This is a genomic window from Celeribacter baekdonensis B30 (assembly GCF_000299875.1).
In the GTDB taxonomy this organism is placed as follows: Bacteria; Pseudomonadota; Alphaproteobacteria; order Rhodobacterales; family Rhodobacteraceae; genus Celeribacter; species Celeribacter baekdonensis_A.
Window position 1 is genome coordinate 357,157 of the sequence record NZ_AMRK01000002.1, and the last position, 15,943, is coordinate 373,099.

At 57.5% G+C, this 15,943-nt stretch carries 18 protein-coding genes and 1 tRNA gene; 8 read left to right on the forward strand and 11 right to left on the reverse strand.

Translation table 11 applies throughout. The features are described 5' to 3' along the window. Positions 1-11 precede the first annotated feature (11 nt). A complete protein-coding gene (locus tag B30_RS05265) occupies positions 12-1,214 on the forward strand; it encodes a pyridoxal phosphate-dependent aminotransferase (RefSeq protein WP_009570984.1) in 1,203 nt (400 codons plus the stop codon). Further along, positions 1,211-1,624, forward strand: a complete 414-nt coding sequence (locus B30_RS05270; RefSeq protein ID WP_009570985.1) for a hypothetical protein — start codon at positions 1,211-1,213, stop codon at positions 1,622-1,624. Before B30_RS05265 ends, B30_RS05270 begins: the two co-directional genes overlap by 4 nt. A gap of 5 nt (positions 1,625-1,629) precedes the next feature. On the opposite strand, the gene B30_RS05275 is transcribed toward B30_RS05270, so the two are convergent. From B30_RS05275 to B30_RS05295, 5 genes are all read right to left on the reverse strand, one after another. Further along, positions 1,630-2,988, reverse strand: coding sequence for an MATE family efflux transporter (locus tag B30_RS05275; protein WP_009570986.1), 1,359 nt, complete (start codon positions 2,986-2,988; stop codon positions 1,630-1,632). A gap of 76 nt (positions 2,989-3,064) precedes the next feature. Then, positions 3,065-3,955 (reverse strand): NAD-dependent epimerase/dehydratase family protein, encoded by an 891-nt coding sequence (locus B30_RS05280; RefSeq protein ID WP_009570987.1) that lies wholly within the window; start codon positions 3,953-3,955, stop codon positions 3,065-3,067. A 20-nt stretch (positions 3,956-3,975) separates the two neighbouring features. Next, positions 3,976-4,536 (reverse strand): lipocalin family protein, encoded by a 561-nt coding sequence (locus tag B30_RS21275; protein WP_009570988.1) that lies wholly within the window; start codon positions 4,534-4,536, stop codon positions 3,976-3,978. Further along, positions 4,524-4,874 carry a hypothetical protein gene (locus B30_RS05290; protein ID WP_009570989.1) on the reverse strand — a complete coding sequence of 117 codons (351 nt, stop codon included), beginning with the start codon at positions 4,872-4,874 and terminating at the stop codon, positions 4,524-4,526. The genes B30_RS21275 and B30_RS05290 overlap by 13 nt, the downstream gene beginning before the upstream one ends. A 25-nt stretch (positions 4,875-4,899) precedes the next feature. Continuing rightward, entirely contained in the window at positions 4,900-5,940 is a 1,041-nt protein-coding gene (locus B30_RS05295; protein ID WP_009570991.1) for an aldo/keto reductase, read from the reverse strand. A 281-nt stretch (positions 5,941-6,221) separates the two neighbouring features. Between B30_RS05295 and metG the strand changes: the two genes are divergently transcribed. Both metG and B30_RS05305 read left to right on the forward strand, forming a co-directional pair. Further along, positions 6,222-7,940 (forward strand): methionine--tRNA ligase, encoded by a 1,719-nt coding sequence (metG, locus tag B30_RS05300; RefSeq protein WP_009570993.1) that lies wholly within the window; start codon positions 6,222-6,224, stop codon positions 7,938-7,940. A 162-nt stretch (positions 7,941-8,102) separates the two neighbouring features. After that, on the forward strand, positions 8,103-9,020 hold the full coding sequence (locus B30_RS05305; RefSeq protein ID WP_009570994.1) for a glycosyltransferase: 918 nt from the start codon (positions 8,103-8,105) through the stop codon (positions 9,018-9,020). On the opposite strand, the gene B30_RS05310 is transcribed toward B30_RS05305, so the two are convergent. Then, complete coding sequence (locus B30_RS05310; protein WP_009570995.1) at positions 9,004-9,846, reverse strand: hypothetical protein; 843 nt, start codon at positions 9,844-9,846, stop codon at positions 9,004-9,006. The genes B30_RS05305 and B30_RS05310 overlap by 17 nt on opposite strands. Before the next feature lie 78 nt (positions 9,847-9,924). Next, positions 9,925-10,010 (reverse strand) — tRNA-Leu (locus tag B30_RS05315). Positions 10,011-10,216: 206 nt separating this feature from the next. On the opposite strand from B30_RS05315, the gene B30_RS05320 reads away from it, so the two are divergent. Both B30_RS05320 and B30_RS05325 read left to right on the forward strand, forming a co-directional pair. Continuing rightward, positions 10,217-10,960 carry a rhomboid family intramembrane serine protease gene (locus B30_RS05320; protein WP_040401958.1) on the forward strand — a complete coding sequence of 248 codons (744 nt, stop codon included), beginning with the start codon at positions 10,217-10,219 and terminating at the stop codon, positions 10,958-10,960. Beyond that, positions 10,957-11,334, forward strand: a complete 378-nt coding sequence (locus B30_RS05325; RefSeq protein WP_009570997.1) for a GFA family protein — start codon at positions 10,957-10,959, stop codon at positions 11,332-11,334. The genes B30_RS05320 and B30_RS05325 overlap by 4 nt, the downstream gene beginning before the upstream one ends. Before the next feature lie 44 nt (positions 11,335-11,378). On the opposite strand, the gene B30_RS22115 is transcribed toward B30_RS05325, so the two are convergent. After that, complete coding sequence (locus B30_RS22115) at positions 11,379-11,576, reverse strand: hypothetical protein (protein WP_009570998.1); 198 nt, start codon at positions 11,574-11,576, stop codon at positions 11,379-11,381. 194 nt (positions 11,577-11,770) lie between these two features. After that, positions 11,771-12,559, reverse strand: coding sequence for an inositol monophosphatase family protein (locus tag B30_RS05335; RefSeq protein ID WP_009570999.1), 789 nt, complete (start codon positions 12,557-12,559; stop codon positions 11,771-11,773). A 163-nt stretch (positions 12,560-12,722) separates the two neighbouring features. Here B30_RS05335 and B30_RS05340 point away from each other — a divergent pair, with 163 nt between their 5' ends. Beyond that, positions 12,723-13,073: a DUF1428 domain-containing protein gene (locus tag B30_RS05340; protein WP_009571000.1), complete on the forward strand. Its 351-nt coding sequence runs from the start codon at positions 12,723-12,725 to the stop codon at positions 13,071-13,073. Here the strand turns inward: B30_RS05340 and B30_RS05345 are convergent, their stop codons facing one another. After that, positions 13,074-13,979, reverse strand: a complete 906-nt coding sequence (locus tag B30_RS05345) for a LysR family transcriptional regulator (protein ID WP_009571001.1) — start codon at positions 13,977-13,979, stop codon at positions 13,074-13,076. It lies immediately after the preceding gene. A 93-nt stretch (positions 13,980-14,072) separates the two neighbouring features. Between B30_RS05345 and metF the strand changes: the two genes are divergently transcribed. After that, positions 14,073-14,909, forward strand: coding sequence for a methylenetetrahydrofolate reductase [NAD(P)H] (gene metF / locus B30_RS05350; protein WP_009571002.1), 837 nt, complete (start codon positions 14,073-14,075; stop codon positions 14,907-14,909). Here metF and B30_RS05355 read toward each other — a convergent pair. Next, entirely contained in the window at positions 14,906-15,940 is a 1,035-nt protein-coding gene (locus tag B30_RS05355; protein WP_009571003.1) for a DUF2235 domain-containing protein, read from the reverse strand. The genes metF and B30_RS05355 overlap by 4 nt on opposite strands. Positions 15,941-15,943 lie beyond the last annotated feature (3 nt).

Here is a 15,943-nt window from a genome sequence, read left to right on the forward strand (position 1 = left end):
GACACTTTCCCATGCCTTTCCTCTCCGAGACTCTGTCGCGTGTCAAACCGTCTCCCACCATCGCCGTGACCAACAAGGCGCGTGAATTGAAAGCCGCGGGCAAGGACGTGATCGGCCTTGGTGCGGGTGAGCCGGATTTTGACACGCCCGAGCACATCAAAGCGGCGGGCATTCGCGCCATCGAAGAGGGCAAAACCAAATACACCGCCGTGGATGGCATCCCGGAACTCAAAGAGGCAATCTGCGCCAAGTTCAAACGGGACAACGGGTTGGACTATACCCCCGCGCAGGTCTCTGTGTCGGGCGGCGGCAAACAGGTGTTGTACAACGCGCTGGTGGCAACCTTGAACCCCGGTGACGAGGTGATCATCCCGGCGCCCTATTGGGTGTCCTACCCGGACATGGTGCTTTTGGCGGGCGGCGTGCCCGTGGCGATCGAAGGCAAGCTCGATCATGATTTCAAAATCACCGCAGCCCAGCTTGAGGCCGCGATCACGCCCAAAACCAAATGGCTGATCTTCAACTCACCGTCCAATCCCACCGGTGCTGGCTATTCCAAAGCCGAGCTCAAAGAACTGACGGACGTGTTGATGCGCCACCCGCATGTCTGGGTGATGTCGGATGATATGTACGAACATCTGGCCTTTGACGAGTTTGAATTCTGCACACCCGCCGAAATCGAACCCGGCCTCTATGAGCGCACATTGACGGTCAATGGCGTGTCCAAAGCCTATTGCATGACCGGCTGGCGGATCGGCTATGCGGCGGGGCCGGTGGAATTGATCAATGCGATGCGCAAGGTGCAATCGCAATCGACCTCGAACCCTTGTTCGATCTCGCAATATGCCGCTGTCGAGGCCCTGAACGGCCCGCATGAGTTCATCGCGGTCCACAACGAAGCCTTCGTGCGCCGCCGCAATATGGTGGTCGACATGCTCAACGCCGCCTCCGGCATCACGTGCCCGACCCCGGAAGGCGCGTTCTATGTCTATCCCGACATCGCCGGATGCCTGAACAAAACCTCCGCAGGCGGGGCCAAAATCACCAATGACGAAGAGTTCGCCACAGCGTTATTGGAAGAAACCGGTGTGGCCGTGGTGTTTGGTGCGGCCTTTGGCCTGTCGCCCAATTTCCGCGTCTCTTACGCCACCTCGGACGCCGCCCTCAAAGAGGCCTGCACCCGGATTCAGAACTTTTGCGCGGGGCTTTCATGAGCGTCGCTCTTCCCGAGTATTATTTCCGTATCCGCGAGAACGGTGCCTTCGTCTTTCGCGTGGATACGGAAAACCGTCAACGCCGGATCGAGATGGATCACATCGCGGCGGTCAACATCAAGAATGGCGAAATCAAACCGCAAGGCGGGCGGGAGCTGTCTCCCGAGGACAAGCGCATCATCGAAGACTGGATGGCCGAGCGGGTTGCGCTTTTGGCAAAGCGCGATATTGACGACATACACCGGGCGATTGATTACCTCAACCTGACCGCGCATTGGGCACAAACGCGTGCGACCGACGATCAGTTGGAGAATGTCACAGATGCGCTTTTGCTGGCGATGCATGACCTGCGCACGGTCTTGGTGCGCAAAAAGGCGGATCGGCTGTTGCAAGACCGCGGCGAGGGCTAAGCGCTTTAGGCCTCGCGCGAAATCCGCGATTTTTGCACCCAAAAGCGGTAGCTCATCAACAGGCAGGCCGAGGTCAGGCCAAAGACAAAGCCCATCCAAACGCCCTCTGCGCCCCAGCCGATGACAAAGCCGAACAGGTAGGCCACGGGCAATCCGATGACCCAATAGCTGATCGTTGCCAATACCATCGGTACGGCGGTGTCATGCACCCCGCGCAGCAAGGAGAGCGCCACAACCTGCCCCCCATCCGAGAATTGCACCATCGCGGCGAAGACGATCAGAACGCCGCCAATGGCCAAAACATCCGCGCGCGCTGGTTCATCGGGGGCAATGAACAAGCCGATGAGAAAATCCGGGAACAATAAGAACAAAGACGACGACACGGCGGCCATCATCAGTGACATCACCACAACCACCCGCGCCCCTTTGCGCAGATCCGCCTCATCGCCACGCCCCATGGCGTTGCCGGCACGAATGGTCCCGGCCTGTGACAAGCCGATCTGGGTCATAAACGCAATGGCGGTGAGTTGCAGCACAATCCCATGTGCTGCCAAAGTCGCCGTACCGATCCAGCCCATCATCAAGGCGGCCGCATTGAACAACCCGACCTCTGCCAGCGAGGTCAGTCCGATGGGCACCCCCATGCGAAACACGGTGCTGAACATCGCCCAATCGGGTTTAAACGGGTTGCGGAACAAATCATTTTCGGGCGTTGCCATTTTGGCATACACCGCCAGCGCCACCATCATCAATGTCGAGACGATGAGCGAGGCGATGGCCGAGCCCAACACGCCGAGTTCCGGCATCCCAAATCCGCCAAAGATCAACATATAATTGAGCAGCGCGTTCAGACCGACCGCGCAGATCACCGCGATCAACACCACTCGGGTGCGCTCCAGCGCCGAGAAATACGACCGGAACACCGCGACCACCAGGGCCGGGATCATTTCAAACCCCGCGACCGCCAGATAGGGTTTGGCCATGACGGCGATATGCGGTTGTTGCCCGAGTGCGATCAAAACCTCGTCGGAAAATCCAAACACCGGATAGATCACCACGGCGGCAATGATGGACAGCCAAATCGCCATCCGCGTGGCCCGCCGCACCATGGTCACATCCCCGCGCCCCGCCGCCGTGGCGACCAAGGGCATCACGGCAAAGGCAAACCCTGCCAAGAGGATGAACAACACGAACCAAAAGCCCGAAGCCAAGACCAGTGCGGCCAGTTCGTCCAAACCGTACCAACCCATCATGATCACATCGGTCATATGCACGGCAAATTGCGCAAGCTGACTGCCCGCCAATGGCAGACCCAGCACCAAAACCCGGCGCGCATGCTCCATATATGTCCGCTCAATCATCATGCAGGGGGCTATAAGCGGGATTTTTCAAACCGCCTAGTCAAAAATCCTGCGGACCCCCATCAGCAAATGCGAAGGGTCAGGGTTTCAAGACCTGCCGCCAACCGTGTTTGGGCGCAAACCCCAACAGCCGCTTGGCCTTCTCGTTGGAATAAAAACTCTCATCGTCGCCCATCTCGCGCAGAAACCGCACATTCGGATAAAACCGTTCGGCAATCTCGCGCGTGCGCAGGTTCACCGAATGATCATCATTGGCGGCGTTGAATATCTCAAACCCCAACCCGTCTTTCGCCAACATCAAATCGACCATCTGCCCCAAATCGCGCGCGTCGATATAGGCAAAAATGTTACGCTCCCGCATGGCCGGGCGTTCGAAATAGGTCGGGAAATTGCGCTCATATTCATCCGGTTCGATCACATTGTTGATGCGAATGCCGTAAATGTCGATGCCAGAGCGGCGCTGAAACGACCGCGCGGTCACCTCATTGGCAACCTTGGACATGGCATAGCTGTCCTCGGGCACAACCGGGTGATCCTCATCCACCGGAAGATATTCGGGCCGGCGTGTCCCATCGGCAAAACAGACGCCGTATGTGGTCTCGGAAGAGGCAAAAATCACCTTTTTAATGCCAAGCTTCACCGCCGCCTCAAGCACATTATAAGTGCTCATCACATTGACGCGGTAGGTTTCATTGTCCGGTTTCAAAAGGATGCGCGGCACGGCGGCGAAATGCACCACCGCGTCACATTTTGGCACCCCTGTTCCGGGCTCCAATTCATCGAAATTTGCGTAGGATGTCAGAGCGTTAAACACCTGACCGCTGTCGGTCACATCGACCGTCAGATTGTCCACCCCCGGCGCATCCAAGGGCACCAGATCGGCGTTCAAAACCCGATGACCGCGCGCCACCAGATAAGGCACCACATGCCGCCCGGCCTTGCCTGAGCCACCCGTAAACAAAATCCGCATCTTTGTCCCTCCTTTGAGGCCTATTTGCGCCGCGCCGGTCGCAGCCGGGTCACGTCATAGCCGTTCCACGCCAAAATCTCATGCACCGCGCGCTGCCGATCCGGCGGCAGGCTCATCTCGCGCGACAACACATGCGCCGCCCCCAAAGGCGACCCAATAACGGCCACATGATATTCGGCATCGACCCAAAACACCCAAATCTCGTCGCCCTCAAAGGCAAAGCGCCCCGGCCCGATCCGTTTGGCCAGCCCCTGACGCGGCGCGCCATCGGCACAGGGGCCTTCGGTCACCATCAGATCGCCGGATGTTTGCCGGGTAAACGTCACCGCGCCGATGACGCAGGATTTGCCGTCGGGCACAAACGCCTCAACCTCATACCAGCGGCCAGAGAATTTCAGCGTATCCAACGTGGCCAAAGAGGCCATCGCCACCTCGGGATTGCGTGTGCCGGTGGGTTTGAAGGCCGAGCCGGGAGTCACGCATCCCGCAAGCAGGGGCAGAGCAACAGCACCAAACAAGAGGTTTCGCACATGAAAGTTGCACAAATCGCGCAACTCGCGGCTTTGGCTCACTCCACGCATAATGTCACCCGCCGCCCTTCCGCATCCAGCAGCTCGTTACAGCCAAACAGCGGCTCGATCGGGCTGCAGCTTTGCGAGCGCGCCAGACAATTGCCGGTGCTGCACTCCGAGGATGTGGAACAGGATTTCCCTGCATCTTTCGGCGTCATGAAACAGGCCAAAGCCCCGGACGCCCCGCCCGGTTTGAACGCCCCACCGCGACCCTCGCAGGCTGCCTTTTGCGATGTGGCACCCGGATCATACCCCGCAAGCCCATAGCCCCCGCCCGCCTCCGGCGCATCCGATAGGCAAGCCGTAAGGGCAAATGTGGCAAGCGCAATCCAAAGAGCAGCCCGCATGATGTGATCTCCTGAAGCGCCTCACTTAGTAAGGCATGGGATGGGCTTTATAGACCGCTTCGATGTCTTTGAGCAGCTCTTTTGACAGCGTCACATCGCGTGCGTCCAAAGACTTTTCCAACTGTTCCACAGAGGTCGCGCCGATGATCGGCATGGTGTCAAACGGACGGGTCAGGGTCCAGGCCACAGCCATGGTTGTTGGGTCGATCCCGTGTTTTTTCGCGATCTCGACATAGGCGTCCACCGCAGGCCAGGCGCGCGGGCTGACCCGGCCGCCCAGATCGCCATTCAGATCAAGACGCGATCCTTTCGGCACCACAGAGCCGCCCTTGTATTTATCGGTCAAAAGCCCGGCGGCCAACGGCGAATAGGCCAAAAGCGTCACCTCTTCATGCACCGCCAATTCGCCCAAATCGAGGTCATAGTGGCGGCACATCAGCGAATATTCGTTCTGGATCGACTGCATCCGCGGCGCGCCCATTTCCTCGGCCAAGCGCAACCATTGCGCCATGCCCCATGCGCTTTCATTCGAGGTGCCAAATTCGCGCACCTTGCCAGCCTTCTGCAGCTCCGTCATCTTTGCAAGAACGGCCCGCATGTTGTCCAAAACCTGATCTTTCGGTGGCTGCGACGAGGGGTCAAATGCCCAGTTTTGGCGGAAATGGTAAGAGCCGCGATTGGGCCAATGGAATTGGTAGAGATCGACGTAATCGGTCTTGAGCCGTTTGAGCGAGGCATCAAGGCGCGCCTCAAGATTTTCGGCGGTGATGCCCTCTTTATTGACACTGCCGGTGCCGGCAATTTTGCTCGCGATGATCCAGTCCGCGCGCCCACCGCGCGCCGCAAGATATTCGCCAATGATCACCTCGGTATCGCCCGCCGTTTCCACCCGGACCGGGTTGACCGGGTACATTTCTGCCGTGTCGATAAAATTGACACCAACCTCTTTGGCGCGATCAATCTGGGCGTGGCCCTCTTCCATCGTATTCTGTGTGCCCCAAGTCATTGTCCCGAGACAAATCTCAGACACCATCAGATCGCTCTTGCCAATTTTGCGCAGTTTCATCGCATCATGTCCCTTATCTCTGTCCGGCCTTTACTCAGTCAGGCCTCCAACCCCGTTTGCGCGCAACCTAACGTACTCGCGCCTGAGGGCAATCAATCATCGCGCCCTTGGCCTGAGAGATTTCGCCAAGGCGCTTTGCATCCCTTTGATCACGTCGGTTTTGCGACATATCCATGCGCAATGGCGCGAAAACCCGCGAACAGGCGCTGCCCTCTGGCCCTTTCGCCGCAGCCGCGCTAGAGAGGCTAAAGACTTTGCAACGGACAGACCGGACGACGCACATGGCACGCACGCTCATCACCTCAGCCTTGCCCTATATCAATGGGATCAAGCACCTCGGCAACCTTGTCGGCTCGCAATTGCCCGCCGACCTTTACGCCCGCTATCGGCGCGCGCGGGGCGACGAGGTTTTGTTCCTCTGCGCCACCGACGAACACGGCACTCCGGCCGAGATCGCCGCCCAAAAGGCGGGCAAACCCGTGGCCGAGTATTGCGCCGAGATGCATGATATTCAGGCCGAGATCGCTGCGGGGTTCCGTCTGTCCTTTGACCATTTTGGCCGTTCGTCGAGCGAGCAAAACAAAATCCTGACCCAACATCTGGCCTCCAAACTGGCCGAAAGCGGATTGATTGAGGTGATCGAAGAAACCCAGGTCTATTCCGTCACCGACGGGCGTTTTTTGCCTGATCGCTACATTGAAGGCACCTGCCCCAACTGCGGCTACGACTCTGCACGCGGCGACCAATGCGACAATTGCACCAAACAGTTGGACCCGACCGATCTGATCAACCCGCATTCAACCATTTCGGGCGCGACCGATCTTGAGACCCGTGCGACCAAGCACCTCTATCTCAAACAATCGAACATGCGCGGCGCATTGAGCGAGTGGATCGACAGCAAAACCGATTGGCCCGTGCTCACCACCTCGATTGCCAAAAAATGGCTCAACGATGGCGACGGCTTGCAAGACCGGGGCATCACCCGTGATCTGAGCTGGGGCGTTCCCGTGCAATATGAGGACGCGCCTTGGACCGGGATGGATGGCAAAGTGTTCTACGTCTGGTTTGATGCGCCGATCGAATACATCGCCTGTGGCGCCGAATGGGCGGCCAAACAAGGGCTTGATGACGCGGCTTGGGAGCGCTGGTGGCGCACCGACAAAGGCGCTGATGATGTGCGATATGTGCAATTCATGGGCAAGGACAATGTGCCGTTTCATACCCTGTCCTTCCCCGTCACCATGCTGGGGTCGGATGAGCCGTGGAAGATGGTCGATTACATCAAATCGTTCAACTATCTGAACTATGATGGCGGGCAATTCTCCACCTCGCGCGGACGCGGCGTGTTCATGGATCAGGCGCTGTCGATCCTGCCGTCGGATTACTGGCGCTGGTGGCTGTTGTCCCATGCGCCCGAAAGCTCTGATTCCGAATTCACCTGGGAAAATTTCCAATCCAGTGTGAACAAAGACTTGGCCGATGTGCTGGGCAATTTCGTGTCGCGCATCACCAAATTCTGTCGCTCCAAATTTGGCGAAGAGGTCCCTATGGGCGGAGACTACGGCGATCAAGAGCGCGCCTTGATTGCCGATTTGACCGAAAAAGTCACCGACTATCAAACCCATATGGACGCCATTGATGTACGTAAAGGCGCCAATGCGCTGCGTGCGATCTGGGTGGCGGGCAACGAATATCTGCAATCCGCAGCCCCTTGGTCGACCTTTAAGGAAGACCCGGAATTGGCCGCGATGCAGGTGCGCATGGGGCTTAACCTGATCGGGCTTTACGCGCGCCTCTCGTCACCCTTCATCCCGGACACGTCGGGAAAATTGCACACGGCTCTGGCGCTTGACGCGCTTGATTGGCCCGAAGATGTCGCAGGCTGCCTATCCTCCCTGACACCCGGCCATACATTCGTTGTCCCCGACAATTTGTTTGCCAAAATCTCCGATGAAGACCGCGAAGACTGGCAGGAGAAATTTGCCGGGACGCGGAGCTAACACTCAGCGCCTTAAATGTTCGATTTGTACATACCGCGTCCAGATTCACGCATGATCTGGACGCGGTATTTTGCACATCTGTGTCGGGAAATGGACTGTATCAAAGTCGCGTTTTCTGACATGGTGTCCCGGAGCAAAGACAAGCAACACAGGGCCTGACGCATGACGTTCGATGATCTGGACATCGCAATTTTTTCCTATAACCGCGCGGCCTATTTGCAAAACTGTGTCATGTCAGTTCAACGGCATTGCCCCGGCGCGCGCCTCACCATTTTTGATGATGCCTCCACGGACCCCGACACTCTGGCCTATCTCGCAAGCCTGCCCGAAGGCATGGTAGTTCAACCCGGATCGCAGGATGCAGCGGGACGCCACGGCGGGCTGTACTACAATATGCAGCGCGCTTTGGATCGCGCAGATCGGACCCTTCTTTTGACCTTGCAAGATGACACGCAGGTCGTGCGTTCATTGGATCAATCCGATTGGGACACTATCCTATCCGCGTTTGAAACAGATCCGCTGCGCGCTTTTCTTTCCGTTTTGTTCATCAAATCCGTTCGCGAAACCCGTTACAAACGCCTGTTACGCCCTGTTCCAGAACAGTCCCTCTATGATCTGCGCAACGATCTCTCACCCCAAAATCACGCCAAAAGGATGGCCTATTTCGACATCAGCCTCATGCATGTTGATCGCTTGCACGCCGCCCATTGGCAGATGCAAAACAGCGAGGCCGCCAATGTCGAACAGGCCCGTAGGCTTTTCGCCCCGATGCCAACAATGGCCCATCCTTTTGTGTTTTTCTGCCCCGAAGTGCCGTTTTTTCGCAATCGCGGCCAATCCCTTGCGGCCAAGCTCGCCCTGCGTGTGGTGGGCAGGGATGTGAAAACCCTTAAAGACATGACGCCGGCCCAGATCAAAGCGATGAAAACGCGTGACATGTCCACCTATCCGGTCGCCGAAACCTTTTTGGAGGCGGACAACCCCAAGGTGCGCAAACCCTTTGTCTATAAGGACGTCAAAGCGCGGTGGTGGCTCAGCGCGTTGCACAAAATTGAACAAGCCCTCAAAGGGCGGCGTTAACCCGCAGAACCCCATCCAAAAACGTCTGAAACTCATAGGTTTCACAGAGATAGGTTGCACAGGCCTCAAAGGTTTCGCGCGCCTGTGTCTCATCAAATTCGGCGCCCAATTTAAAGTAATGCTGCCCCGCAACCAACCCCGATGCAAGCGGCTCAGACACCATGACTTTTCCCGCGCGCATGGCGGACAATAGGCGCGGTGCTTCGGTATAAGTGCCTGCATCAAAATGCAGGTTTAAGACTCCGGCATAGGGTCGCAACGCCGTGAGCAGATCCTCATTAAAATATTGACCGTCAAGACCACAGGCCCGCTCTGCGTATCCATCCAATGCGGCTTTGCGCCGCGCATTGAGCGCGCCGAAAAAAATCAAACGCGGGTCGGAGGCCGGACAAAATTCAGGGGGGACAGTTGGAAAAATATGCGGCCCATAGATGATCTTATTCGCCAAATCAGGGGCATATTCTTGATAAAATCTTTCATTGGAGGCGGAGAGATCCAACAAAACATCGCACCGTTTCAACGCCGAAAGCACCGCCTTGCAAAACCTGCGGTTGCGGGACGCCCAAAGCGGATGGCCGGACTCGTCGTAAAACTGCTCGGTTTGAACTGCTATTTTCAAACCACGACGCATCCATTCTGCCCCAAACCGCTTGTGAACCCCCATGTAGACCCAAACTGGCCCTTGATCCCCCTGTACATTTGACGGCACCAATCCCGCGACAATATCAGCACAGATTTGATCCAGGATCGGCTTTTTCGAGAGGAACTGAAGCGCACCGACGCCCCGGCGGAGTGTTTTGGAAAAGGGAGGGAAGAGGTGGCGCATCACATTTGATTCCTACAGGTCTCATCTCTTGCGGCCTGCTGCCCTGGGGCAGGCCCTCCCACAAACACGAAAATGTCTTGGTGCCCGCGGCCGGACTCGAACCGGCACGGCCATTCGGCCGGGAGATTTTAAGTCTCATGTGTCTACCATTCCACCACGCGGGCACGCGGGGCTGTGATGGCAGACCATACTGCCGGCGCGGGCAGTGTAAAGAGGGAAGCGGCGCTTGAGAGCAACGAAAGCACGTGCGAAAAGTCTTCCACACAGGTTTTGGCAAAACGCTGTGCAACATTGCGATACTGGCTTTTAACACGTCCGCCCTGCCGCAAATGAATTGCCAAAGGCTTTCATTCTCGATCAAAGTGGCGGCATGTTTCCAATTCGCGACCACAACCCTTCCCGCCGCCCCGCGCTTGTCACCTATGCGTTGATCGCGCTCAACGCGGCGGTGTTCATGGCCATGCTGCCCTCATATGGCGATGATCGGGCCTTGCTTGGCCTCTATTCCACCTGGGCGATGGTGCCCGCACGGATTTCCATGGGGGATGGGTATTACACTATGCTCACCTCCATGTTCATGCACGGCAGCGTCCTGCATATTGCCGGTAACATGCTGTTTTTGTGGATCTTTGGCGATAACCTTGAGGATGAGATGGGGCATCTGCGCTATCTTGGATTTTACCTGTTCTGTGGTCTGGCCGCCGGGCTGGCGCAATATATGGCCGCCCCGGATGCGCGTGTGCCGATGGTCGGGGCCTCTGGCGCGATTGCCGGGGTTTTAGGCGGCTATATGCTTTTGTTCCCAAAGGCGCGTGTCGATGTCTTTCTCTTTTTCATCATCTTTTTCAAAGTCATCCCTCTGCCTGCATGGTTGATGCTTGGGCTTTGGTTTGCCTTTCAAATTGTCGGCGAAGTTGGCGCGAGCGGCAACGGGGGCGTGGCCTATCTGGCCCATATCGGCGGGTTTATCGCCGGAATTCTTGCCACCTATCCGCTTTGGCGGCGCCTCGGCGGGCGGGCGTTTTGGGATCGCACAGACGGCGCACCGCCCCACTCTGAGGCCCGCTATCGGTTCCAACCCACATCCGTACCCAAAGTCAGAAGGCGCAAATGACCCAAGATTTCAGTACCCCCGTGACCGTGACCTGCCATTGCGGTGGGGTCGAACTCAACGTTCAGCTTTTGGACGGGTTAAACACCGCACGACGGTGCGATTGTTCGCTCTGTCGGCGGCGCGGGGCCATTATGGTGACGGCAGCCTTGGGGGGGATCGAGGTCGTAAGAGGCGAGAGTCTCAGCCTCTACCAATTTGGAACAATGACGGCGAAACATTATTTTTGCAGCATATGTGGCATCTACACCCATCATCAACGCCGCTCGAACCCGCAGCAATACGGGGTCAACGCCGGGGCAATTGTGGGGGTGAACCCGTCCGATCTCTCAGACGTGCCGTGGATGGATGGCGTGCATCATCCCGCGGATCGGTAATTCACAACGTAAGGGATAGCCGTGGATCAGCCCGTCACAATTGATCAGTTCGTCACAATTGAAATGGCTGACAAGGTCGTGTCGATATTCGCCGCAGACACATCCATACCCTTATAAATAAGTGCAATAATCGGGATCGCCAACCCGATGATCGCCGATACCAAAACAACCCAATCAACGGTCACCGCACCGTTTTCGTCGGCCACATAGTGCCGGATAGACTTAAGAATTCGACGTGTCACGGTTTTATCCCTCCAATGATCCGTTCGATTTCCCATGAAAAAACGACGAAAATTGGGCGGATACCGGGCAATTCACAGCCTATCCGGTGAAAAACGGACCTTACCCAAGGCATTGTTCACGCCACGACGGGTAAAAGCCTAATTAAATGTAAATTGTACAGAAACGCCGTAAACACGCGCGACCCGACTCTGGCTCAGGCGGCCCGGATCACGTCGGCAAAGCGGTTGAACAACGCCTCATTGGCGCAAATCACTTCACCATCCTCAAGCGCATTGCCTTCGGGGTGCAGCGGTTCGACGATACCACCGGCCTCTTTCACCAACAAAAGCCCCGCCGCCATGTCCCAGGAATTCAAACGGCGCTCCCAGAACCCGTCATAGCGCCCCGCCGCCACATAGGCGAGATCAAGCGCGGCCGCGCCCCAACGGCGCACACCGGCACAGGCCGGCAACACCCGCGCCAAATCGCGCAGGGTTTCGGGCAAATCGGCCCGACCGCCAAAGGGCAGGCCGGTGGCAAAAATCGCCTCGATCATTTTCGAACGACCAGACACGCGCAGACGCATGTCATTCATCCAGGCACCATTGCCCTTTTCGGCCCAGAACAATTCGCCCTTGGCCGGGTCAAACACCACGGCGGATACAATCTCACCCTTATGCTCAAGCGCAATCGACACCGCCCAATGCGGCAGGCCGTGCAGAAAATTTGTCGTGCCATCAAGCGGATCGACGATCCAGCGACGGGTCGGATCCTTGCCCTCAACGGGTTTGCTTTCTTCGCCCACCCACCCATAGGTCGGTCGTGCCTCCATCAACATTTCGCGGATGATCTGCTCGGTGGTGATATCGGCTTTGGACACAAAATCGCCCGCGCCCTTGGACGAGACCTGAAGGTTCTCGACTTCGCGGAAGTCTTTCACAAGAGAGCGCCCCGCGCTACGTGCGGCTTTGATCATAACGTTGAGATTGGCACTGCCTTGCATGGTCCGGGCTCCGGGTCAGAGATGTCGAGAGATGTTCAAACCGGGCGTATACGCCGCGAAACCCGCGCTGCCAAGGGTTTGTGGGCAAAGAATTGGTCTCCTTTCAGCTTTTACATGGTAACATACCCGCATTTTCTCCCATTCCCCATAAATGAGGTTTTGAATGTCCTACTTTCAGATCGCGATCATTCCCGTACCAACAGCACAGAAAGAGGCCTATCTGCGCGTTTCCACCGGCATGGCACCTTTTTTCAAAGAATTCGGCGCATTGCAGGTGTTTGAGGGATGGGGCGCATTTGTACCGCCGGGCGAGGTCACGTCCCTACCCATGGCGGTTCAACTTGGCCCGGATGAGACAGTCGTGACATCCTTTATCGAATGGCCTGACATGGCATCGGCTGAGGCCTGTATGACGGCGATGGAAACAGATGAACGGATCGCCGCCTTGGGTGACATGCCCTTTGACGGCAAACGCATGATTTTCGGCACATTTGAGACCCTGCTCAAAGCCTGATCATCCCCGTTGCAATTTCACCGCTTCGGTTTTGGCGATGCGCAGGACATGGGCCATATAGGGTTTGGTCGCGTCATCGACGCGCACCCCGGCATACATCCGCCGTGTCACGCCTGTGGCGGTCAGCGGGCGTACGGCATAATCCGGGTGGCTGCGTATGTCGCGCATCACCCAATCGGGCAGCACCGAAATCCCCCGCCCCGCCGCGACCAGCATCAGGATCACATCGGTCAATTCGACCTGACGCACCGTGGCGGGTTCAACCCCCGCAGGCGTCAGCAACTCTTTGAACACATCCAACCGTGCCCGATCCATCGGGTAGGTGATCAGGGTTTGATCACGAAAATCCTCGGCATCGACATAGGGCTTGGCCGCGAGCGGGTGTTTTGCCGCCATCACGCACATCGGCGCATAATCAAACAGCGGCACAAAGGTCACGCCCGCGATCGTGTCCGGGTCGGAGGAAATCACCAGATCGACCTCTTCGCGCTCCAAAGCCGGCAGCGCACCAAAGGCCAGACGTTGCCGGATATCGACGTCAATCTCCGGCCAGGCCTTGCGGAACTGATTGAGCACCGGAAACAGCCAATCGAAACAGGCGTGGCATTCCATCGCGATATGCAGCCGCCCGGATGTGCCGTCCTCAATGCCGCGAAATTCGGCCTCAAGCGCCTCAACGCGGGGCAAGACCTCTTCGGCCAGCGCCAAAAGCCGCATCCCCGCCGCCGACAGCTTCAGCGGCTTTGAACGGCGCACAAACAACTCGACTCCGGCCTGATCCTCAAGCCCTTTGACCTGATGCGACAGAGCCGATTGGGTGATGTGAAGCCGGTCGGCGGCCCGCGCCAAACCGCCTTCTTCATAAATCGCTTTGATGGTACGCAGGTGGCGAAATTCGAGATGCATTGTGAATGACACTCATGTTGATCTTGAGAATTATGAATTTGTCTCACATCAACGGCTGTGAGACAAGGGCCGCCGATTGATAAGGACACAACGATGACCCAAGCGCCCAACATCTCTTTTGAATTCTTCCCGCCGAAGAACATCGAAGCCTGTTTCAGCCTGTTTGAAACGGTGCAGGCGCTTGAACACATGCAGCCGGGCTTTGTCTCCGTGACCTATGGCGCGGGCGGCACCACGCGCGAATTGACCCATGACGCCGTGGCATTGCTGAACCGCAAATACGGCTGGAACGTCGCCGCGCATTTGACCTGTGTGAACGCAACCCGCGAAGAAACGCTTGAAATTGCAAAGAGTTACAAATCCGTAGGGGTCAATGAAATTGTCGCGCTGCGAGGCGATCCGCCGAAAGGTGCGGGCCAGTTCACCCCCGCTCCGGGCGGCTTTGCCAACTCCGTCGAGTTGATCGAAGCCTTGGCCGCGACCGGCAATTTCAAAATTCGCGTCGGTGCCTACCCCGATCCGCATCCCGATGCCGCCGATGACAGCGCCGACATCATCTGGCTCAAGGAAAAGTTCAAAGCCGGGGCAGATTCGGCCATCACCCAGTTCTTTTTCGACGCCGATACGTTTTTCCGCTTTCGCGACCGCTGCGCCAAGGAGGGCATCACCGGCACAATCATCCCCGGCATCCTCCCGATCACAAGCTGGAAAGGTGTGCAAAAATTCGCCGCCGCCTGTGGCACCCCCCTGCCCGCGCAATACGCCAAGGCGTTTGAAACGGCAGAAGATCAACAGGCGGTCTCAATCGAGCTGTGCACCAAGCTGTGCGAAACGCTGACCCAAGGCGGTGTCGAGGATTTGCATTTCTATACGCTCAACCGCCCGACCCTGACCAAGGCCGTTTGCGCCAATTTGGGCGTGAACGGTTAAGCGCGAATCGACGGGTGCAGGACCTCTGACGGGTCCTGTTTCACCATGCGTTTTTGCCTGAGCCAAAAGAATTTGCCCCAGCCCCGGTTCATGCCCACGGACGGCCCATGCGGGTCCGCCAGATAGCGCATCCGCCAGTCTTTCGGCAACTCCAGCCCCGCCGCCTCGGCCTTGTCCAACATCCAAACCAAGGTGCTGTTCGACAGTCTGCGCTCCGGGTTGTTACCGGAAAGCTGCCCGCCGATGTCACCATGCGTGCCACGAAACCACATTTGCCGCAGTACTTGCCCCTTGGCCTCCGGGTTGGTTTCAAACAACACAGGCGCATAGGCGCGGCGGCGTTCGTGATAGGCCAGCGCGTGATAGACATGTTTGACGCAGCCTGCCGGCATTTGGGTGTGGAATTCGTGAAACACTGAGGAATAGCGCCAAACAAGCGGCATATGCAGGCCCACCGCCGCTACCGTATCCCAGACCCCGAGAAAGGCAATCTCGATAGGCTCGTGGCAATGCGCCTTGGTAAACTCCTGCGCCGCGCGCGTGTGCGGCGCGGTTTGATAATGGCGATAGGCGGTGCGGATGTTGCGCTCTGTGGCCTGATCGGCACGCAGCAATCCGAGCATATCAATCAACCCGGACAGCGAGCGCACCGCATAGGCGCCACGCGAATAGCCAAACAGAAAAATCCGATCTCCGGGGCGATAGCGCGACGCCAAAGCGCCATACACGCGCCGGATCTGTTGATTGATGCCGCGCCCTTCGATCACGCCCATCGTGTCGCGCCAATTGCGCCATTGAATACCCGCCTCATAGCGCACCAACATATTCGCGCCCTGCGCCGCCTCCGAACACAACCGATAGGTCAGCCCGGCGTTGGTCTCAAATCCCGGCTCCAGGGACGACAGCGTTCCGTCCATGATGATCACATGGGTGATCGGACCACGGCCATGCACGCCACCCGAAGTCCGCACCTTTTGGCGGAACTTGAACAATAGGCCTAAGTTGCCAAAAATCCCTTTGCGCTCTGACACTTG

Excerpts from the sequence above, each read along its gene's own strand:
- B30_RS05310 (WP_009570995.1), bottom strand. The coding sequence starts at position 9,846 with ATGCGCCACCTCTTCCCTCCCTTTTCCAAAACACTCCGCCGGGGCGTC.
- B30_RS05340 (WP_009571000.1), top strand. The coding sequence starts at position 12,723 with ATGTCCTACTTTCAGATCGCGATCATTCCCGTACCAACAGCACAGAAA.
- B30_RS05265 (WP_009570984.1), top strand. The coding sequence starts at position 12 with ATGCCTTTCCTCTCCGAGACTCTGTCGCGTGTCAAACCGTCTCCCACC.
- metG (WP_009570993.1), top strand. The coding sequence starts at position 6,222 with ATGGCACGCACGCTCATCACCTCAGCCTTGCCCTATATCAATGGGATC.
- B30_RS05345 (WP_009571001.1), bottom strand. The coding sequence starts at position 13,979 with ATGCATCTCGAATTTCGCCACCTGCGTACCATCAAAGCGATTTATGAA.
- B30_RS05275 (WP_009570986.1), bottom strand. The coding sequence starts at position 2,988 with ATGATGATTGAGCGGACATATATGGAGCATGCGCGCCGGGTTTTGGTG.
- B30_RS05290 (WP_009570989.1), bottom strand. The coding sequence starts at position 4,874 with ATGCGGGCTGCTCTTTGGATTGCGCTTGCCACATTTGCCCTTACGGCT.
- B30_RS05280 (WP_009570987.1), bottom strand. The coding sequence starts at position 3,955 with ATGCGGATTTTGTTTACGGGTGGCTCAGGCAAGGCCGGGCGGCATGTG.
- B30_RS05320 (WP_040401958.1), top strand. The coding sequence starts at position 10,217 with ATGTTTCCAATTCGCGACCACAACCCTTCCCGCCGCCCCGCGCTTGTC.
- B30_RS05295 (WP_009570991.1), bottom strand. The coding sequence starts at position 5,940 with ATGAAACTGCGCAAAATTGGCAAGAGCGATCTGATGGTGTCTGAGATT.
- B30_RS21275 (WP_009570988.1), bottom strand. The coding sequence starts at position 4,536 with ATGCGTGGAGTGAGCCAAAGCCGCGAGTTGCGCGATTTGTGCAACTTT.
- metF (WP_009571002.1), top strand. The coding sequence starts at position 14,073 with ATGACCCAAGCGCCCAACATCTCTTTTGAATTCTTCCCGCCGAAGAAC.
- B30_RS05335 (WP_009570999.1), bottom strand. The coding sequence starts at position 12,559 with ATGCAAGGCAGTGCCAATCTCAACGTTATGATCAAAGCCGCACGTAGC.
- B30_RS05325 (WP_009570997.1), top strand. The coding sequence starts at position 10,957 with ATGACCCAAGATTTCAGTACCCCCGTGACCGTGACCTGCCATTGCGGT.
- B30_RS05270 (WP_009570985.1), top strand. The coding sequence starts at position 1,211 with ATGAGCGTCGCTCTTCCCGAGTATTATTTCCGTATCCGCGAGAACGGT.
- B30_RS05305 (WP_009570994.1), top strand. The coding sequence starts at position 8,103 with ATGACGTTCGATGATCTGGACATCGCAATTTTTTCCTATAACCGCGCG.